At 61.7% G+C, this 18,240-nt stretch carries 18 protein-coding genes; 7 read left to right on the top strand and 11 right to left on the bottom strand.

The genetic code is table 11. The features are described 5' to 3' along the window. Positions 1 to 27: 27 nt before the first annotated feature. Complete coding sequence (locus tag Pan216_RS22495) at positions 28 to 1,314, top strand: DUF1501 domain-containing protein (protein ID WP_145261603.1); 1,287 nt, start codon at positions 28 to 30, stop codon at positions 1,312 to 1,314. 76 nt (positions 1,315 to 1,390) lie between these two features. On the opposite strand, the gene Pan216_RS22500 is transcribed toward Pan216_RS22495, so the two are convergent. From Pan216_RS22500 to larC, 5 genes are all read right to left on the bottom strand, one after another. Beyond that, positions 1,391 to 2,596, bottom strand: a complete 1,206-nt coding sequence (locus tag Pan216_RS22500; protein ID WP_145261605.1) for a glycosyltransferase family 2 protein — start codon at positions 2,594 to 2,596, stop codon at positions 1,391 to 1,393. A 153-nt stretch (positions 2,597 to 2,749) separates the two neighbouring features. Next, complete coding sequence (locus Pan216_RS22505; RefSeq protein ID WP_145261607.1) at positions 2,750 to 4,999, bottom strand: amino acid permease; 2,250 nt, start codon at positions 4,997 to 4,999, stop codon at positions 2,750 to 2,752. A gap of 43 nt (positions 5,000 to 5,042) precedes the next feature. Further along, positions 5,043 to 5,294: a hypothetical protein gene (locus tag Pan216_RS22510; protein ID WP_145261609.1), complete on the bottom strand. Its 252-nt coding sequence runs from the start codon at positions 5,292 to 5,294 to the stop codon at positions 5,043 to 5,045. 18 nt (positions 5,295 to 5,312) lie between these two features. Continuing rightward, a complete protein-coding gene (locus tag Pan216_RS22515; RefSeq protein WP_145261611.1) occupies positions 5,313 to 5,918 on the bottom strand; it encodes an HMG-box domain-containing protein in 606 nt (201 codons plus the stop codon). A 130-nt stretch (positions 5,919 to 6,048) separates the two neighbouring features. After that, positions 6,049 to 7,251 carry a nickel pincer cofactor biosynthesis protein LarC gene (gene larC, locus Pan216_RS22520; protein WP_419192860.1) on the bottom strand — a complete coding sequence of 401 codons (1,203 nt, stop codon included), beginning with the start codon at positions 7,249 to 7,251 and terminating at the stop codon, positions 6,049 to 6,051. A 185-nt stretch (positions 7,252 to 7,436) separates the two neighbouring features. Here larC and Pan216_RS22525 point away from each other — a divergent pair, with 185 nt between their 5' ends. From Pan216_RS22525 to Pan216_RS22550, 6 genes are all read left to right on the top strand, one after another. Next, entirely contained in the window at positions 7,437 to 8,183 is a 747-nt protein-coding gene (locus Pan216_RS22525) for a lipoyl(octanoyl) transferase LipB (RefSeq protein ID WP_145261612.1), read from the top strand. Next, positions 8,170 to 9,090 (top strand): lipoyl synthase, encoded by a 921-nt coding sequence (gene lipA, locus Pan216_RS22530; protein WP_145261614.1) that lies wholly within the window; start codon positions 8,170 to 8,172, stop codon positions 9,088 to 9,090. The genes Pan216_RS22525 and lipA overlap by 14 nt, the downstream gene beginning before the upstream one ends. An 18-nt stretch (positions 9,091 to 9,108) precedes the next feature. Next, complete coding sequence (locus Pan216_RS22535) at positions 9,109 to 9,366, top strand: biotin/lipoyl-containing protein (RefSeq protein WP_145261616.1); 258 nt, start codon at positions 9,109 to 9,111, stop codon at positions 9,364 to 9,366. A gap of 91 nt (positions 9,367 to 9,457) precedes the next feature. Beyond that, the gene (tmk, locus tag Pan216_RS22540) at positions 9,458 to 10,078 is read left to right on the top strand and encodes a dTMP kinase (protein WP_145261617.1); all 621 of its coding nucleotides are present in this window, start codon (positions 9,458 to 9,460) and stop codon (positions 10,076 to 10,078) included. Further along, complete coding sequence (locus Pan216_RS22545) at positions 10,050 to 11,090, top strand: DNA polymerase III subunit (protein ID WP_419192861.1); 1,041 nt, start codon at positions 10,050 to 10,052, stop codon at positions 11,088 to 11,090. Before tmk ends, Pan216_RS22545 begins: the two co-directional genes overlap by 29 nt. 23 nt (positions 11,091 to 11,113) lie before the next feature. Beyond that, complete coding sequence (locus Pan216_RS22550; protein ID WP_145261621.1) at positions 11,114 to 11,422, top strand: tetratricopeptide repeat protein; 309 nt, start codon at positions 11,114 to 11,116, stop codon at positions 11,420 to 11,422. Positions 11,423 to 11,695: 273 nt separating this feature from the next. Here Pan216_RS22550 and Pan216_RS22555 read toward each other — a convergent pair whose 3' ends face one another. The 6 genes from Pan216_RS22555 to Pan216_RS22580 form a co-directional block, all read right to left on the bottom strand. Then, positions 11,696 to 12,103, bottom strand: a complete 408-nt coding sequence (locus Pan216_RS22555) for a hypothetical protein (RefSeq protein ID WP_145261623.1) — start codon at positions 12,101 to 12,103, stop codon at positions 11,696 to 11,698. A gap of 178 nt (positions 12,104 to 12,281) precedes the next feature. Further along, positions 12,282 to 13,337, bottom strand: coding sequence for a DUF1559 domain-containing protein (locus Pan216_RS22560; RefSeq protein WP_419192862.1), 1,056 nt, complete (start codon positions 13,335 to 13,337; stop codon positions 12,282 to 12,284). A 263-nt stretch (positions 13,338 to 13,600) separates the two neighbouring features. Further along, entirely contained in the window at positions 13,601 to 14,674 is a 1,074-nt protein-coding gene (locus Pan216_RS22565; RefSeq protein WP_419192863.1) for a DUF1559 domain-containing protein, read from the bottom strand. 125 nt (positions 14,675 to 14,799) lie between these two features. Continuing rightward, the gene (tnpC, locus tag Pan216_RS22570) at positions 14,800 to 16,233 is read right to left on the bottom strand and encodes an IS66 family transposase (RefSeq protein ID WP_419192686.1); all 1,434 of its coding nucleotides are present in this window, start codon (positions 16,231 to 16,233) and stop codon (positions 14,800 to 14,802) included. 433 nt (positions 16,234 to 16,666) lie between these two features. Further along, entirely contained in the window at positions 16,667 to 17,083 is a 417-nt protein-coding gene (locus Pan216_RS22575) for a hypothetical protein (RefSeq protein WP_145261627.1), read from the bottom strand. A gap of 56 nt (positions 17,084 to 17,139) precedes the next feature. Then, positions 17,140 to 18,201: a DUF1559 domain-containing protein gene (locus Pan216_RS22580; protein WP_419192864.1), complete on the bottom strand. Its 1,062-nt coding sequence runs from the start codon at positions 18,199 to 18,201 to the stop codon at positions 17,140 to 17,142. Positions 18,202 to 18,240 lie beyond the last annotated feature (39 nt).

The following is an 18,240-nucleotide window of genomic DNA, read 5'->3' on the forward strand; positions in this document are numbered from 1 at the left end:
ATCGAACAACGTGGAGAGGAAACGACGATGACCGATCTCATCCGACGCGTCAGCAATGCGACCATCGATCGACATGGAGCGATTCAGCGACGCGATTTTCTGCGAACGATTGGCGTGGGGGCGGCAGGTTTGTCCATGCTGGGTTGGCAGGACCTTCTCCTGGCTGCCGCCCCCACCCTTCGTCAACAAGGCAAGTCGGTCATCGTCCTCTGGATGCAGGGTGGCCCAAGTCACCTCGAAACCTTCGATCCCAAACCGAAGGCCGAGGGAGAAGCCAAGTCGATCGGCACCGCGGTCCCCGGCATCGAGATCGCCGAGTATTGGCCCCAGGTCGCCAAGCAGATGAAGGACATCACCCTCATCCGCTCGATGTCCAACAAGGAAGGCAATCATCAGCGAGCGACGTACCAGCTCCACACCGGCTACATCCCCGGCGGAACGGTCCGGCATCCGAGCTTCGGCTCCCTTGTGACCAAGGAGCTCGCGCCCGCCGACTTCGACCTGCCCGGCTACGTCTCGATCGGCGGACCGGCACGCGGGGCGGGCTTTCTTCCGGTCGAGTACAACCCGTTCCAGCTCGGCAATCCCGCGAAAATGCCCGACAACGTCGACACGATTGTCCCCAAGCAGCGATTCCAGCGCCGACTCGGTCTGCTCAACCAACTCGAGGGTTCCTCCACCAAGGGAGGTGACGACGCGATGGTGAGCGACCATCGCACCCTCTATTCGAAGGCATCAACGTTCTCCACCAGCCCCAAGCTCGGCGTCTTCGATATCAAGGATGAGCCGGCCGCCCTCCGCCAGGCCTATGGTGACAACCGATTCGGCCAGGGTTGCCTCCTCGCCAGGCGACTCGTCGAGACCGGTACGACCTACGTGGAAGTGACGCTCGGCGGTTGGGACACGCACTTCAACCACTTCGAACAGGTGTCGAACTTGGCCGAACAATGCGATCCCGCCTTCGCGACCCTCATCGCCGATCTGAAGCAGCGGGGCATGCTCGACGACACGCTTGTGGTCTGGATGGGAGAGTTCGGACGAACGCCAAAACTCAACGGGCGTGGGGGACGCGACCACTTCCCCCGGGCCTTCAACGTCGCCCTCGCCGGCTGCGGGATCGAGGGTGGCCAAGTGATCGGCAAGACGTCCGACGACGCCTCCGAAGTGATCGAGGAGCCGGTCTCGGTCGTCGATCTCTTCGCGACGCTCTGCACCCGGCTCGGGATTGATCCGCACAAGGAGAACATGAGCCCGCTGGGACGTCCGATGAAGATCGTCGATGGGGGAACCCCCATCGAGTCGCTCCTTTCGTAGCCGCTCCGCGGAGCGTCACTCTCCCCGCGAACGGACTCGCGCTTGTCATCAGCAGCGAACGGACAGCGTCTATCGCTCAAGCCGTCGCGGACGTCTGATCGAGTTCCTTGCCGTAGGTCGTCCCGCGCCACGTCACCTCGCCCGTCTTGCACATCTTGATGGTGCGGTAGCCGATAACGTACATTGCCCCGACCGCGAGGATCCGGAAGACGAGGTAGCGGCGATCGCTGTGGCTCAGCCCATAGACCCGCGCCGCCAGCGCGGACTGGAAGAGCTGATGAGCCGCGCCAAGCCCGAGCATCGTCCACAGAAAGGGACACGAATAGCCTAGCAGCGCCAAGGTCCCACATCCGATCAACATGACGTAGCTCAAGCCACTGAAGATCGAGAGCAACGACAGAAGCCCGTACATCTTGCCGGGACGCCCATCGACGGCGGAGTAGAAGATGCGACTCCACCCGCGAAGGATGGCCGACAGGGAGGGATACATCCGAACCGTCAGAAGCTCCGGCCCCAACGCGACCCGGAGCCCCAAACCGGCGCGTCGGATCCGGCGTCCAAGATGGATGTCCTCGACGAATTTGTCCTTCACCGCCTCGTGGCCGCCGATCTGATCGTACGCGTCGCGACGCACCAGGATGTACTGTCCATTGGCGAAACCGTAGTCGAGTTGTTCGGGATCGTTGATCTTCGGCAGCGGAAAGAGGAGCATCAAACACCAGCCCGCCACCGGTTGAATGACCCGCTCCCAGAACGTGCGGCTGTCCATCGACGGCATCATCGAAACCATCGCCGCATCGCTCGCGATCGCCTCGTTGACCGTGACGCGAACGCAACTCGACTGTAGCCTGGTGTCGGCGTCGACGAAGAGCAGATACTCTCCCGTCGCCCGGCGTTGGCATTGATCGAGCGCGTGCGTCTTCCCGGTCCATCCGGGGGGAAGCTCGGTCACCTGTTCGAGGTGGATCCGCTCATCGCGTTCGACGAAGGATCGCACGATCTCCGCGGTGCGATCGTCGCTGCGATCGTCGACGACGAAGATCTCCAAGTTTGGATAGTCCTGGCCCAACAGCGATTCAAGGCATTGGGCAATCGTCGCCTCTTCGTCCTTGGCCGGCACGATGATCGAGACCAGCGGGACCTCCCGGTCCTCGACCGGCTCGGCGGCGGGCTTAAAAAAAAGGGTCCGCTTGAGCACGGCCGTCAGTGCGAAGTGGTTCAAAAACGTCGCCAGGACGACCAGGCCATAGAGCGAGAGAACGACAATTTCCCAGATTGGCATCGCGGGGGGTACTCGATGGACACGGATTGACGAGCAATGCAAAGGCGTCGCGACCGAGGCTGAGAACTCGACGCCGGAACAAACAGAAAGGTATATGAACTCGCCCGGGGAAACGAGGCCCAGGTGGGTGGATGGGGAGTGAGGTTCCGGGACTCACGCTTCGAGGTGCGAGTCCCCGGCGCTCCAGACACTGATCACGGTGGGGAGATCCTCCATCAGGTCGTTGGTGTGGTGGAAGAAGGTCAGCTCCTCCCCCTGTTCGGGGGGCGCGAACCCAAGGAAAACGACCGCGGCACCTCCGGAGACATGCCGGATCGTCGAGAGGAAGTCGTCCGCGACGACGACGACCGGGGTCGCCCGAATGCGGGCATCTCCCAGGAGCGATTCCAAGTGTCGCGTCGCCTCTTCCCGGCCGGCCTCGGAAGAGATCATTCGCAATAGCCGAATCGGTCGACCACGCCACGCGTCGTTCTGGGCGAAGAGATATGCCAACAAGATGAGTAGATGCCCGTTGGCCTTTCCCCGCCACCAGACGTCAATTGTTCCCATCGGCGCGACCCAGGGATCGGCCGTCGTCTCCCGGTAGCGAACGATCACGATGGAGCGGCCAAGCCGAGCGACTGTTCTCAAGGCTCCCGCGATGCTGTTCATGCGATCGACGTCGCTGGACCATCCCATGAGGATGAGGTTCGGACGCAGCGCCCCGATACCGTAGCACTGCACCAACGCCTCGATGCCGACGGTTAGGCTGGGAGCGACGAGAACCGCGGGAAAGGCTTCCAATTCCTTGTCGCGAATGAAGGATCGCAGCGCCTCTTCCTGGCTCGCTCGGCGCTCGAGCCGACTGTCGACCTCGCCGGCGATGATTTGGGCAAGGGTGAGGATCCCGCAGCCGCCGGTCAACCATTGTCCGTAAACCGCCAGGTGCGGGCGCGTCCACGCCCCGCCGCTGAGCGCTAGAATGGACGGGCGCCAGTTCTTCGGATGGTAGAGGTCCTCCTCGAGGCGAAGAAGGTTGAGCCGCGTTCGTTCGAAGACCGTGCCGCTCTGCACGTCGCCCCAAGCCGCCTCGATCTTCTTGCGCGCGATGTACCACTGCAGCACCGAGATCCCGATGATCGAGAGGATCGCCCAGAACGGCGACACCAGGAACATGACGACGACACAACTCACTGTCCCGGCCAGCGCCGTCGACCAGTGACTGAAGCGGAAGGTTGGTCGGTAGCTCGGATTCCCGGTGTAGGCTTCGTAGAAGGTCGCGAGGTTCAAGTACCCGTAGGTGATCATGAAACACATCGTGATGATCGGCGCGATGGTATCGAGACTTCCCGCGAGAACCCCGAGGCCCGAGATGATCGCGGTGAGAATGATCGCCGGCCGCGGTTCGTTGCTCTCCCCGCTCCCCGTCGCGAAGGTGCGCAGCCGTGCGAAGATCTGATCGCGGGCGAGCGCTTGCAGGATGCGTGGCGCTCCCATCATGCTGCTCAGCGCCGAGGAAAGGGTCGCGGCGAAGACCCCGACCGTCACCAGGAGGGGCCAAAACGAGAGGTCCTTGACGATCAGCGGGTCGTCGAGAAGGCTCGACCGCGACGCCGAGGCCCCGAGCATCAACGCCATCAAGAGGTAGATGATCGACGTCGTCCCGATGGCGCCGAGTGTCCCCACCGGAATCGACTTGCCGGGATCGCGCAAGTCTCCCGACATGTTGGCTCCCGCCATGATTCCCGTCGCGGCGGGAAAGAAGAGAGCGAACATCGAGAAGAAACTGCTTCCCGTTCGGTAGTCGGGACCAAGATTCTCGACAAACTGCCCCCAACTGGCCGACGGGAGCGCCCCCGCGAAGAAGGAGAGCAGCGACAGGACCAACGCGGCGAGAATGCCGTACTGGATCTTGATCGTCCAGCCCGCCCCAACGTAGACGCACGCGAATACGCCGAGATTGACCAATGAACCGATCAGCCAAACCGGCAGGTTGATCGTGGGAAAGGCCGCCATGAACGCTTCGGTGAAACCGACCACGTACATTGAGACCGAGACCGCTTGAGCCCCGAAGAAGGTCAACCCGATGGCACCGCCGAATTCGACTCCGAGACTGCGGCTGACGAGGTAGTAGACGCCGCCCCCGCGTACTCGGGTGTTGGTGGCGACCGCCGAGAGAGAGATCGCCGTCAGGCTGGTGATCGCGACCGAAATCAGCACGACGAGAAACGACTGGAGAATGCCGGCATTGCCGACGACTTCTCCGAAACGTAGGAACAGGATCACGCCCAAGATCGTGAGCGTGCAGGGGGTGAAGACGCCCCCAAAGGTCCCGAAGCGTTTCGTTGCGGACGCTTTGGCAGCGTTCTTGGCGGGTCGTTTCGCTCCGGACGCGATGGTGGTAGCCTCCTTGGGTCGCGTCATCTGCTTGATCCAGTCCGTTGAGATATGAATCGCTTGCCCAGGGTCATCTCGATTCAGTGGCGGGAAGGCGCCCTCCTCGCAGGAGGCTCATGACGACGATCGCTACCGCGAGCCCCGCGAAGGGAAGAATCGCTCCCCAACGGCGGTCAACCAGCGCGACGTACGCGACGGCGAGCCCAGCCACGACACCGGCCAGTCCCTTCGCCACCCGCGGGTAGCCGCGACTGGCCGCCAGCAATCCCAGCAGTCCGGCAAGTGCCGCCAGCACCGTCAACGATGCAAAACTCCAGGCCAACGAACTCGTCTCCACCATCTAGCGTTGTTCAGATTGACGACGTCGACGCAGGCCCAGGATCAACTCGACCTCCCCCCTGGCTTGGCCCGTTGCCTCGCAAATCTCCGCGGGGGTCATCCCGTCGTCGGCCAACTTGTAGATAATCGCGTAGCGGTCCTTGGGCTCCTGATCGGACTCCTCGGGTTCGGACTCCGCCGGCAACGAGAGATCCGGTTCCGGGGTCGCGGCGAGTTTCGCGGCCCGAGCTGCCGGTCCCATCAGCACCGATCGGTCCATCTCGACGACGACCGGTTCGCGATCCTCCTCGGCCTCGTCATCCCGACCCAAGGCCGACTCGTCTTGGAGTTGGCGAAGCTCTTTGATCTTTCGCTCCGCGTCGAGAATCAATTCGTTGAGAACGTGCATCTTGGTATCGATGCGCGCGTTCATCTCCCGAAAGAGCTCTTGCAACTCGACCTTGAGCTGGGTGGCCGATTCGTCGGCTCGCTGAGCGGCCATCTGCTTGCGCAGGTCGTTCATGTGGTTGGTGTTCTTGGAAGCCTTGCGGCGCCGCGTCCCCCGCAACAACAGGACGATGATCAGGAACGCCATCGCGGCGATAATCAGTAGCTGAGCATTGTTCATATCGCCATGCCTGCCTGCTAGATCGGACTCTCACGAATCCCTGGACGATCGAAGAAGAGCTTGTGGCCATCGTCCCTCAGCGTACGGCCGACGAACTGGAAGAGATTCGCCTCTCACCGCCGAACGCCCATTACGTCGTTCGCGTCTTCCCCGCGGAAGCGACGACGTCGCGCAGCCGCTCCAGGGCCTCCGACTGAACATCGCCCAGGGAGACGCCGTGCTCGCGAGCCAATCGAGCGCAGTCGTCGTACTCGACCGATAGAGACTCGATGTCCCCTCGTGTGCCAATCTTTCCGCGCACGACTCCCCACCGCGTCGTGACGGAGTGGGAGACCCGATCGAGCACGGTTCGCTCAACCGGCCAGCGTCTCATGCCGAAGGTCTTGGTCTCCCGGAAGAGGGACGCTTCCAGACGGTCCCGGTCCCCCTCGTGGCAGAGGAGACCCAGCATCACGGCGGGACGGTCCTTCTTCATTTGGATCGGTGCGGTCCAAACATCGAGCGCCCCCAAGTCGAGCAAGCAGCGTTTGGCGTACGCGACAACCTCGGGCGTGACGTCGTCGAGGTTCGTTTCGACCTGCCACACCCTGCCCGACGGAAACTCCTGCAAATGGGAGGCGATCTCCCCAAGAAAGAGCCGCAACAGATTCGGTTGCTCCTCGAGATCGCGACTCCCCGCTCCCATGCCGACTCGTTCGATCGTCATGGGGGGCGTGTTGACGAACTCATCGACAGTGGCGGCGACAATCGCGGCACCCGTTGGCGTGGTCAGTTCCGACTCGATCGCGACATCCGCGAGCGGAACGCCGACCAGCAGGCGGGCCGTCGCGGGCGCGGGCACCGGAAGAACGCCGTGAGCGCAACGGACCGTTCCCCGCCCGGTCGGAATTGGCGTGCACGTGACACGGTCGACCCCGAGCCAGTTCATCCCGATCGCGGTACCGACGATGTCGAAGATGCTATCGACCGCCCCGACTTCGTGGAAATGGACCTTCTCGATCGCGATGCCGTGGCTGGCGGCCTCGGCTTCGCCCAGTTTGCGGAAGATCCGCAGAGCCCGCTCCTTGGCCGGTTCGGCGATCGTGCTCGCGGTGATCATTCGTTCAATGGTCGAAAGATGCCGATGCGGCTGTTCGGGCGGCGAGATGACCTCGACCGAGACGGCGGCAAACCCCGACTTGCGGATGCGGCTCACGTGAAGCGTTCCGTCGAGCCCCAGTGTGGAAAGCTCCTTGGACAACTCCCCTTCCGGCACGCCGAGGTCGATCAGCGCCCCCAACATCATGTCGCCGGACACACCACTGAAACAATCCAAGTGAAGGACTCTCGTCACCCATTTTCTCCTTGTTCGAATCGCCCGAATTCTAATCGGGAGTTCGGGTTCTTCCAAGAGATCCCTCGCCCAGATAGAGCGACTGGTCCCAGGGGGATTAGGCTAGCACCAACCAGACTGGTAGAATAAACCGGAAGTGAGGATCGCCGGGGCGGTTCCTGGGGAGATGAAGGGACGATGACCTGATGTCATGTCAGCGGGCACGACTCGACGACGTCTACGCCGAAACGGCGCTCGACGTCTATCTGCTGCCCAAGACCCCGTGGGAGGAAACCAATCTCCTTCTCCAACGGCTGACCTACGAGTTGAGCGAGGAACCCCGCCGCCGAGCGGCCCTGGTCCTGTGCGAACACCCGCCGATCATCACGGTCGGCCGACGCGGCAGCCGTGGCCATATCGACTTGGAGGAAGAGGAGTTACGAGCGCGCCGCCTTGAAATTCGCTGGACCAATCGCGGCGGCGGTTGCTGGTTGCAGACTCCCGGACAGCTGGCGATCTACCCCGTCGTCCCCATCCATCCGACCGAGGTCGGACTGGCTCGCTATCGCACGGCGCTCTACGAGTCGATTCTCTCGGTCTTGGACGAGTTTCATCTTCGCGCCGATCACGACAGTCATGGCGGGGGCGTTCACGTCGACGGCCGACAAATCGCCGGAATGGGTTTGGCCGTCAAGAATTGGGTTGCCTATCACGGGTGTTGGATCAATGTCTGTGTTCCCCCCGAATGGTTCGATGGGATCACGTTGAATCCAACCAACGGGCAGCATCGGCCCACGTCGATGTTCCGCGAACTCTGTTCCCCGATTCGCACCGAGACCGTGCGGGAAAGCTTCCTGCGCAAATTCGTCGATGTCTTCGGGTTCCAGGCCTACTATCTGTGCCGTCCACCCCGAATCTACCCCGTCAGGAAAGCGGCCAATGTCGTCGGTTGATCTTCCCACCCTCCCAATCATTGACGCCCCCCCCGCGGTCGAGCCCGCGAAGCGCCGGCTCCCCAAGTGGCTCAAACGTCCCCTGCCCGGCAAGGAATTCGGCTTCACCGATCACCTGATCGCCGATCTCGGTCTCGAAACCGTCTGTCGGGAGGCCCACTGCCCCAATCGGACCGAATGTTGGTCGCGAAAGACCGCCACCTTCATGATTCTCGGCCGGGTTTGCACGCGCCCCTGCGGCTTCTGCGCCGTCGAACGCGGTAAGCCCGAGCCCCTCGCCGACGACGAGCCGGCGCGGGTCGCCGAGGCCGCCGAGCGTCTCGGCCTGAAACATGTCGTCATCACCTCGGTCACGCGCGACGATCTGCCCGACGGGGGAGCCGATCACTTCCGGCGCTGCATCCTCGCCGTCCGCGAACGGACCGGGGCCGCCGTCGAGGTCCTCACCCCCGACTTCGACGCCGACCACGACGCCCTGCGCACCGTGATGTCGGCTCGTCCCGAGGTCTTCAATCACAACGTCGAGACCATCAATAGGCTCCAACAACGCGTCCGACGCAAAGCGGCCTACGAAACGAGCCTGGAAGCCCTTCGCTTCGTCAAGGAGATCTCGCCCGAGACCGCGACCAAGAGCGGCATCATGTTGGGACTCGGCGAAACGACGGACGAACTGCTCGAAACCATGGCCGATCTGCGGGCGGTGGGCGTCGATCTGCTGACCATCGGCCAGTACCTCCAACCCTCCGCCAAGCACCTCCCCGTCGAACGTTTCGTCCCACCCGAGGAGTTCACGGAGTTGGGCCGACTCGCCGAGACGATGGGCTTCCGCCATGTCGCCAGCGGACCGTTTGTCCGTTCGAGCTACCATGCCGACGAAGCATGGGAGCAGGCGGGCCAGCAAGTCTGATCCCAATCGAGGGCCGATGTGTCGCTACCCACCGTCCCGATCGTCGTGCCCGAACTTGGCCTCGGCCCGGACGACGCCCTCACCGTCAGTTGCTGGCTCGTGGGCGTCGGTGACGATGTCGTGGAGGGCGATCGCGTCGTCGAGTTGCTGACCGGCGAGATCACCTTCGATGTCGCGAGCCCCACCAGCGGCCGTCTCAAACGAATCGACGCCGAGACCGACGAATCGGTCGCTCCGGGCGACTTCCTCGGTGCCATCCTCCCCGATCGCGACTGACCCGAGCCCGTTTGGTCTCGCCTCGCCGAATCGCTATCCCAATCTGTTCGCAAGTTCGCCGAGAACCACCCCCGAGGACCAAGAGGACGGGATGACGTTCCTTTCGCTGGATGGAGTCGATGGAGCGGGCAAGTCGACGCAGATCCGTCTGCTCGTCGATTGGCTCACGCGCCAAGGCCGCGACGTCGTCTCCTGTCGCGATCCCGGCGGCACCCCGACCGGCGACGAGATCCGACGACTGCTGCTCGACCCGGAGATGCGGATCTCGCTTCGCAGCGAAATGCTCCTCTACATGGCGAGCCGGGCCCAACTCGTCACCGAGGTCATACAGCCCGCGCTCGATCGCGGATCAGTCGTCGTCTGCGACCGTTACCTGCTCTCGACGTTGGTCTATCAGGGCCATGCCGGCGGGCTCGACGTCGAGGACATTCGTGCGGTGGGAGCCTTCGCCACCACGGGGCTGATGCCCGACTGGACCGGCGTGATCGACTTGGCTCCCGAGACGGCCGCCCAACGCCGCGACGCTCCCGCCGACCGGATTGAGCAACGCGATCGTTCCTATCATGAGAAGGTCCGCCGGGGCTTTCAGGCCGAGGTCGAGCAACACGCCGACCGCATGAGTCTCTTCGACGGTCGGCAAGCCGCCGAGGAGATCCATCAAGCGATTATCGTGGAGGTACAACGTGTCCTGGACCGAACTCGTCGGCCATGAGCCGATCCTCGAACGGCTGAGGCACGCGCTGGCGATAGGCCGGTTGGGGCACGCGTTTCTCTTCGTCGGAGAAAGCGGGATCGGCAAGCGACGTCTCGCGCTCGAATTGGCCCAGGGACTACTCTGTCGCCATCGCCCCACTCGGGAACTCGCCCCTTGCGGCACCTGCGCCGACTGCGTGCAAGTCGCCGCCAGCACCCATCCGGACGTCACCCAGATCGCCAAACCAGCCGACAAGCACGAGCTGCCGGTGCAACTGATTCACGGGCTTTGTGGCTCGCTCGGTCTCAAGGCCGCTCGCGGAGGCCACAAGATCGCGATCGTTGACGACGCCGACTTGCTCACCGTCGAATCGTCCAACTGTTTTCTCAAAACGCTCGAGGAACCTCCCCCGCAGTCGGTCTTGATCCTCCTAGCGACGAGCCTGGAATCTCAACTCAAGACGATCGTCAGTCGTTGCCAAGTGATGCACTTCCGATCGCTGACCGACGCGCAAGTCGTAAGCGTGCTGACAAGCCTCGAACTGGCACCCGACGAGGACGAGGCTCGGCGCATGGCTCTCTGGGGAAATGGCAGTGTCGGGCGGGCGATCCAGTTCTCGTCTGACGAGTGGCAACTCGTGCGTCGTCTCCTTCACGATCACTTGTCCGAGAAGCCGCTGCCGAGCGGCACCCTGACGCGGGAAGTACAACAGTTCATCGATGAGGCGGGAAAGGAGGCCGCCGCGCGCCGCGAACGGTCTCGGGATGTCATTCGCATGGCCGCCGACTTCTACCGCGACTGTCTTCGCTACCAGCAAGCGGGGATGGTGCACGCCCGCGACTCCGACCGCGCCGCCGTCGAGCAAGCCGCCCAGTTGTTCGACGCGGAGACACTGCTCGATTTGATGGAGCGGTGCCTTCAGGCCGACTTTCACATCGGGCGTTTTCTCAATCAGTCGCTGGCGGTCGATTGCTGGATCGACGACCTCGCCCAACTGAGCGCCGGTCACTACGTCGAACCGATCAACTAAGAACTTCAGAGAAGGAAGAGATCATGGCAAGTCGACGCGAGCAACTTGAATCGCTCATTCAAGACAGTCCCGACGACACGTTTCTGCTCTACGGGCTGGCGATGGAGTACGTGAAGGAGGGCGAGACCGAAGAAGGCCTCGCGCGGCTCAAGGACGTCACGGAAAAGGATCCGGACTACCAGGCCGCCTACTTTCAGATCGGTCAGCTTCTCGCCGACGAGGGGGAAATCGACGAGGCACAGGATTGGCTCACGCGAGGGGTTGACGCCGCCAAGCGCACCGGCAATATCCATGCCGCCGAGGAGATGCAAACCTTCCTCGACTCGCTCTAACAGCCCGTTGATCTATTCGCTGCCGGCTGCGAACGGCTCTCTTGACCAATCTCGGCGTTGAAAAACCGCGACGAATCTACGGATTCGCCTGCGCTTTTCCTCCTTGATCTTGGCCCACATGGCTCGTTCTGGCCTGGGCCCGCTTAAATCAACGGACTGCTAACACACCGACGGCCAGCAGAGAAGATGGGTCAAGATTCGTCCGACGACTCGGTCGCTACCTCGACCGGCGGACGACTCGGTCGCTACCTCGACCGGCGGACGACTCGGTCGCTACTCGACCGGCGGCACCAACTGCGGCAGCTTGCCCATCTCCATGCTTAGCTGTTGGACGAGTTGTTGGGCCTTGGTGTAGCTGGCGTTGCTGATCGCATCGATCAACTTTCGCGACAGCTCCAAGGCCTGCGTCGCGGCAGGCTGATACGTCGAAAACCCAGACGGGACGCCGGCCTGTTCGAAGTCGTCGACGACCTTGGTAAAACTCTCCGCCTCCTTCTTGGCCGCGCGAAAGTTCTTATCCTGCGTGAGCGTCACTTCGAGGTTGTACGCGGCATCGCGAAACGCCTGTAGCTCCGGCCAACTCTTCACAGGCGGCGGGGCCGGCTCGCCACAACCGGCGAGTAAGATCGCGGCCGGGAGAATGGCGATCCAATGAATCCCTTTCGGACGTCGCGTCCGCATTTAGCAATTCCTTTCCTATCGGCGATCGCGACAAACCGGCTCCGCCGGACTTCATGTCGGATGGAAACGCATGACCTAGTGCCGCGTCAAACGCTCGATTTCGGGTTGTGAACTCGCGATCACTTCTCACGGGGTGAGCAGCAGCCAGTGCCACCCGAATTCTTAGATCGGACAAAGCCTAGAAGGGCCGATTCTGAATCGGCTCGCCGCCGTCCTTGGTCCCGAGAGCTCCCCAAACGCCGTACGGACTCTTGCCCGCCATGACTTCGGAGGCCGTCGTGTCGCCCGTGTCGATCGAGTCACTGATGAAGTGGACCGCACCATCGACCATCAGGACATTGACGCCGCCGGGGTGGTAGCTCGACGGGGGAAGAATCGTCGTGAGCGAGTCCCCGGAACCGTTGGTGCCTACCGCGCAACTGATGTGGTTCGGCGGCAGGACGGTATGGCATCCCACCCACTCGGGCTGTCCATCGAACATGCGGGTTCCGAATCTCCCCTTCACTTGTGAGGTCGAAGTCGCGACGCACCCACTCGGGTTCGTGGCGAGTCCCGTCTGCCCCATCACGATCGCGGTGCGCGGATCGAACCCGCTCCCGGCGGACCTGATGTCGTAGGCGGTCCGTGCGTGCTCGCTCATCGCCACCGTGCTGGCCGTCCCGTCGCCGACATCGCCGATGCGGTAGCAAGTCCGATTGGCGAACATGCCCCGGACAGTGTCGTCGTCCCGGTTGTTGGCGATCGTGTCGCCAAGACTAAAGGCGTAGTTGTTGTTCTTGACTTTCGCGATGTAGGAGTCGGACGGACAGAGATACTGCGGAACGACCTTGTTCCAGACCGACCAACTGTTCCATGGCGCGGGTCCTCCCGGCGGCTGGGACGAGTCACCTCGCTGAATCTTCTCGTAGAGAGCTTGCTGATCGATATACGGCAGCAAGGGAGCGAACCCGCTCAATCGGCCCCAGTTGTCGTCCAATCCCGAGGAACTGCCGTTGGTACCTCCCTTGCGGAAAACAAACACGCCGTGAGAGTCATGATAGTTGTGAAGCGCCAATCCCAACTGCTTGAGATTGTTGGAGCACTGCATCCGGCGAGCCGCTTCCCGGGCCTGCTGAACGGCCGGTAGTAGTAGTCCGACGAGCACGCCGATGATCGCGATCACCACGAGCAGTTCGATCAACGTGAACGCAACACGCGATTGCTTGGCGCGAGCGCCGCGAATACATGTTCGCACAGTTTCCCCCTGTGAGTGTAGAAATGAATTAAGGTGGTCCCCATGTCGACTATAAGCCGGATCTCTTGGCCGCTCAACCAATTCGGAAAGCGGATTCCAATTCAGGTCCTGGCTTTCATCGTGCGTCGTCATTCACGCGGCGCGTTTACCCCGACTCGAAAGCGATCGTTCGACGTTCACCAAACGTCATCGAATGTGATCGACGACGCGGCTTCGCAGCCTGTTGATCTACTCACCGCCAGCCGGCATAAGTCGACGGGCCGTCAGAAAGGCCGATCCTGAATTGGCTCAACGCCATCCTTCGATCCGAGCGCTCCCCAGACACCGTAGGGACTTTTGCCTGAGCTGACGGGAGCTTGCGTCAAATCGCCGGTGTCGACCGAGTCGCTGATGAAGTGCACGGTTCCATCGACCATCAAGACATTGACACCACCAGGGTGATAGCTCGAGGGCGGCAGGATGTTCGTGCTCGAGTCGCGATTCGGATTTGTCCCGACCGCGCATCCCATTTCATTGGGCGAGAAGACCGTCGTGAAGCCAACGGATTCCGACTGACCGTCGGTCATGACGGTGCCGAAGCGTCCCTTGATCGCCGATGGCGTCCCCCCAAGACACGAGCTTGGGTTTGACGTAATGCCCGACTGGTCCATCGAGAGAACCAATCGCCGGTCGAAGTCGGAGACCGGCGAGGTGTATGCGAGGTTGCCGCGAACGTGCTCGCTCATCGCCAGCGTGTTGGACGTCCCGTCGGCCACGTCATCAATCCGGTAACATGTTTGAAAAGCAAACATTCCGCGAACGGACGGCGAGGTCGCCGTTCCACTGATCGTATCCCCAATGTTGAAGGCGTAATTGTTGGCTTGCACTTTCTGCGTGTAGGAATCGGAAGGACAGAGATAGGTCGGAATCACTTTCCGCCATACCGACCAACCGCTCCATCCGCGTGGTCCACCGCGAGCGATGGTCGGCGGCGCCCCCTCTTGAATCCGATCCCACAGAGCCCCTTGATCGACGTATGGCAACAACGGAACAAAGCCGCTGAGTCGGTTGCGGTTACTCTCATCATCGCTACCGCCACCCGACCCTCCCTTGCGAAAGACGAACGTTCCATGAATGTCGTGGTAGTTGTGCAGGGCCTGTCCCAACTGCTTGAGGTGGTTGGCACACTGCATCCGGCGCGCCGCCTCACGGGCCTGCTGAACCGCCGGCAAGAGGAGACCGACGAGCACGCCGATGATCGCGATGACTACAAGCAATTCGATGAGCGTGAAGCCCGCACGAGTTATCTGTTTCGGACGGCCCCAAGAAAAGTTCCGTTCCATACGAGCATGGTTCATCGACATCCCCCTAAGATCTGGTCGCGAACTGAGCGCCGGCTGCTTACGGCATCGTCATCCCGAACAAGAGCGTGCGCGTTCACGGGGTTTGATCGGCGGGCGTGTTGGTTTGGTTGGGTAGGATGTTAGTGCTCGCGTGATGGTACCAGCGAAGGCGGTTCGAGTTGATGCAGTTTGGCCTGCAGGCATTCCGTGAGATATTCCAGGACGTCGCGGCCTTGTTGTCGGCAAGTGGCGACGACCGAGAGGACGCGCTCGACAAATCGACTTCCCGCCTCGCTGTCGGTTCCCCCGCTCATTTTACGGTAACGCACCGCGACATTGATCGCTCGCTCGCCGGTGTTGTTGGTCGGTTCGATCCCTTCGAGGCGTGCGAACGTCCAAAGATGCGCTTCTTCTTTGAGCAATCGTTTACAGATCCGCGCGGTCTTCGCGCAGCCGCATTGCATTCCCGCTTCGAGAGCGTCGGTTAGTTCGCCACGGAGGATGCTGACATAGGTGCGAAAGCTGCTGCGGGCCAGATCGCCGTCACGAACCCGATGCCACCAGATAAAGAGGGCATCGGACATCGATAGCAAACGCTCGCCAATGGGCTGACCGGCTCCGCCGCGATCGACCATGGCTTGAAAGTCGCGCCGCAGATGCGACCAGCAAAGTTGGCGATGCTTGATCCAGTTGTAGGCGCCGTGACGATCCGAAGTGGCTACTTGATCATACGCTTCGCCGAGCAGCGACTTGGCCACTTGGCCAGTTCGACGGTCAGCGATGTGAAAGAAGGTGGCCAAGGGAGCGACCACCACCCACAACCAACTCTTGCTCTTATGCTCACGCCAGGAGGTTTCGTCGATGTTGACCGGCTGGGTTCGCACGTACTCGCCAAGATGGGCGATCGGCTGCTCCAACGCCTCGGCCACCCGGCGTTCCAACTTGCAGATCATGCCCAGCGAGATGGTCAGGCCGAAGAGTTGGTCGGCCAATTGTTGGACGGTCCGCTTCCCCAACCGGCAGCCGCCCGAGAGCAAGGCCAAGATCGCGGTCAACCGGGGACCGAAGCTGCCCGTGGGTACCCCCTTGGGCAAGCCGCCGCGCGTCCGAGCCCCACACCGGTCGCAGACGCACTCATGAAGTCGATACTCGGTGACCACCGGCTCGATGGGAGGGATTTCCGCGACCTGATGCCGGACGGGCGTCGCGTCGTCCCCATGCAGTGGCGCCCCACAATCACCGCACGACCGCGGTTTGCAATCGACCACCGCGGCCACCTTTTCCGGAGGCGTCAACGGCCGAGAGTGTTTCGGATGACCTTGCTGACCGCCTCGCTTACGACCCGTTGGCGCGGAGGGTGGCTTGCGCTTCGCCTTCCCCTTGGACTGGCCACGAGGACCATCACTCGAAGGAGGACGAGAAGAGTTCGTCGAATCCTGACCCGCCTTCGCCCGAAGATCCTCTACCTCTTCTTCAAGCTTACTCAGACGAATCAGGATCTCCTCGATGGCGACCACTCGCTCTTCGAGTGGCGCCGTCGCAATCCTCCATGCTTGCTCCCGATGACCTTCCATGAACGAAGACTGAACAATCCACCGTTTTCGTCAAGGTCAACCCGTGAACGCGCACACAAGAGCGGGCTGGAGTCAGACATTAAGAGCGAAGCGGGCGAACCCGCTCGTCAGAACAAGGACGCGAAATTACCTTGCCGAAAACGCTCAAGTCATGTCGACAATCTCGGCCGGCCCACACCGTCTGCGAGAGACAGATCGACGCTACAAGACGAAGCCACGAAATGTAGGTATTCCCCGGCCTAACCCTAGTTCCTAACGAGCACGAATGCAATGGCTTCCGCGGCTTTCCCCATGAACTTTTTGTCTCGGCAACAACCTTCGAGTCCGGAGAGTCACTCCCATCGGACTGGAGGGGCGCCGCGAACACATTGAAAGACCCAAGGCAAACCTCAAACCCACCCCTGCCGGATCGCCGGGCGGATTAAACGTTCGGTCAGGACTCGTCCACCGTGTGAATCAGTTCGGGTAACTTCGCGATCTCCTTGCTCAACCGCAGGGAAAGCTCCTGCGCTTTGGCAAGATCGCCGTTGCCGATGACGTCGACCAACTCGCGAGAGGTCGCGATCGACTGCTTGGTCGCTGATTCGTACTTCGCGTAGCCCGACGGCACCCCCGCCTTCTCGAAAGTGTCCAACACCTTCGAATAGTGCTCGGCAGCCCTCTTGGCGACCTTGACGTTCTTACTTTGCGTGACCGCCACCTCAAGGCTGTAGGCCGACTCGCGAAGTGTCTGCAATTCGGGCCAACTCTTCACGGTCGGCTGGCTCCGCAAGCCACAGCCGCCGAGTGTTACCAAACCGACGACCGCGACGCAAACGGCGAAGCGGTGGAACGAGCGAACAACATGCATCGAGTGCTCCCCTACGATCGAGCCCATTTTCAAGCGAGTGACGTCACCACAACTCTTTAGAATGGCCGATCGATCGGCTCGCCGCCGTCCTTCGACCCAAGTGCGCCCCAAACGCCGTAGGGACTACGACCGGAGGAGACTTCGGGTTGAGTCAAGTCACCGGTATCGATCGAGTCGCTGATGAAGTGAACCGCGCCGTCCACCATCAAGGCATTCACTCCGCCGGGGTGGTAGCTGCTCGGAGGCAGGATGGCGGTATTCGAGTCGGCGCTGCCGTCTCCGCCCGAGCCGTCGGAACACCCAATGTGATTGGGCGGCAGCACGGTGTGGAAGCCGACTCGCTCGATCTGACCGTCCGTCATCATCGTGCCGAACTTTCCCTTGATGGAAGAGGGAGTGGCGGATTGACAACTACTGGGATTGCTCGCCAAGTTTGTCTGGTCGAGAATCAAGGCCGTTCGTGGATCCAGCCGACTCAAGTCCGACGTTCGATTGAAGTTCGCGCGGGCGTGCTCGCTCATCGCCACGGTCTGCGCCGTGCCGTCGGAGACGCTACTTAGCGAATAACAGGCCTGATAGGGAAACATCCCACGAATCGTGTGATCGTAGTTAACACTGTTGATCGAGTCCCCGAGACTAAACGCGTAGTTGTTGCAGCGAATCTTCGTCGGGAACGGATCGGAGGGACACATGTACTGGGAAACGACCTTGTTCCAAACCGACCAACTGGTCCAAGGCGAAGGGCCGCCGGGCGGGTAGGTCGAGTCCCCCCGTTGAATGTTCTCGTACAGCGCCTGCTGGTCGATGTAAGGAAGGAGCGGAACGAATCCGCTTAAACGGCTCCAGTTATCGCTCAATCCACTCGAGCTTCCCGTCGTCCCGCCCTTGCGGAAGACGAACACCCCGTGAGCATCGTGGTAGTTGTGTAAGGCCAGGCCCAACTGCTTGAGATGATTAGTGCATTGCATCCGGCGGGCCGCCGCGCGGGCCTGTTGTACCGCTGGCAAGAGCAGCGCGACAAGTACGCCAATGATCGCGATCACGACCAAGAGTTCGACCAGTGTGAACCCCAAACGCGCCTTGCGCGCACCTTCTTCCCTTCGCACGATGCGTGCCACGGTTCCCCCTTCCCCGAATGCTCTAAGATCGATTAGGCA

This window comes from Kolteria novifilia, from assembly GCA_007748055.1.
GTDB lineage: Bacteria > Planctomycetota > Planctomycetia > Kolteriales > Kolteriaceae > Kolteria > Kolteria novifilia.

Excerpts from the sequence above, each read along its gene's own strand:
- Pan216_RS22495 (WP_145261603.1), top strand. The coding sequence starts at position 28 with ATGACCGATCTCATCCGACGCGTCAGCAATGCGACCATCGATCGACAT.
- Pan216_RS22500 (WP_145261605.1), bottom strand. The coding sequence starts at position 2,596 with ATGCCAATCTGGGAAATTGTCGTTCTCTCGCTCTATGGCCTGGTCGTC.
- Pan216_RS22505 (WP_145261607.1), bottom strand. The coding sequence starts at position 4,999 with ATGACGCGACCCAAGGAGGCTACCACCATCGCGTCCGGAGCGAAACGA.
- Pan216_RS22515 (WP_145261611.1), bottom strand. The coding sequence starts at position 5,918 with ATGAACAATGCTCAGCTACTGATTATCGCCGCGATGGCGTTCCTGATC.
- Pan216_RS22525 (WP_145261612.1), top strand. The coding sequence starts at position 7,437 with ATGTCATGTCAGCGGGCACGACTCGACGACGTCTACGCCGAAACGGCG.
- lipA (WP_145261614.1), top strand. The coding sequence starts at position 8,170 with ATGTCGTCGGTTGATCTTCCCACCCTCCCAATCATTGACGCCCCCCCC.
- tmk (WP_145261617.1), top strand. The coding sequence starts at position 9,458 with ATGACGTTCCTTTCGCTGGATGGAGTCGATGGAGCGGGCAAGTCGACG.
- Pan216_RS22550 (WP_145261621.1), top strand. The coding sequence starts at position 11,114 with ATGGCAAGTCGACGCGAGCAACTTGAATCGCTCATTCAAGACAGTCCC.
- Pan216_RS22555 (WP_145261623.1), bottom strand. The coding sequence starts at position 12,103 with ATGCGGACGCGACGTCCGAAAGGGATTCATTGGATCGCCATTCTCCCG.
- Pan216_RS22565 (WP_419192863.1), bottom strand. The coding sequence starts at position 14,674 with ATGAACCATGCTCGTATGGAACGGAACTTTTCTTGGGGCCGTCCGAAA.
- tnpC (WP_419192686.1), bottom strand. The coding sequence starts at position 16,233 with ATGGAAGGTCATCGGGAGCAAGCATGGAGGATTGCGACGGCGCCACTC.
- Pan216_RS22575 (WP_145261627.1), bottom strand. The coding sequence starts at position 17,083 with ATGCATGTTGTTCGCTCGTTCCACCGCTTCGCCGTTTGCGTCGCGGTC.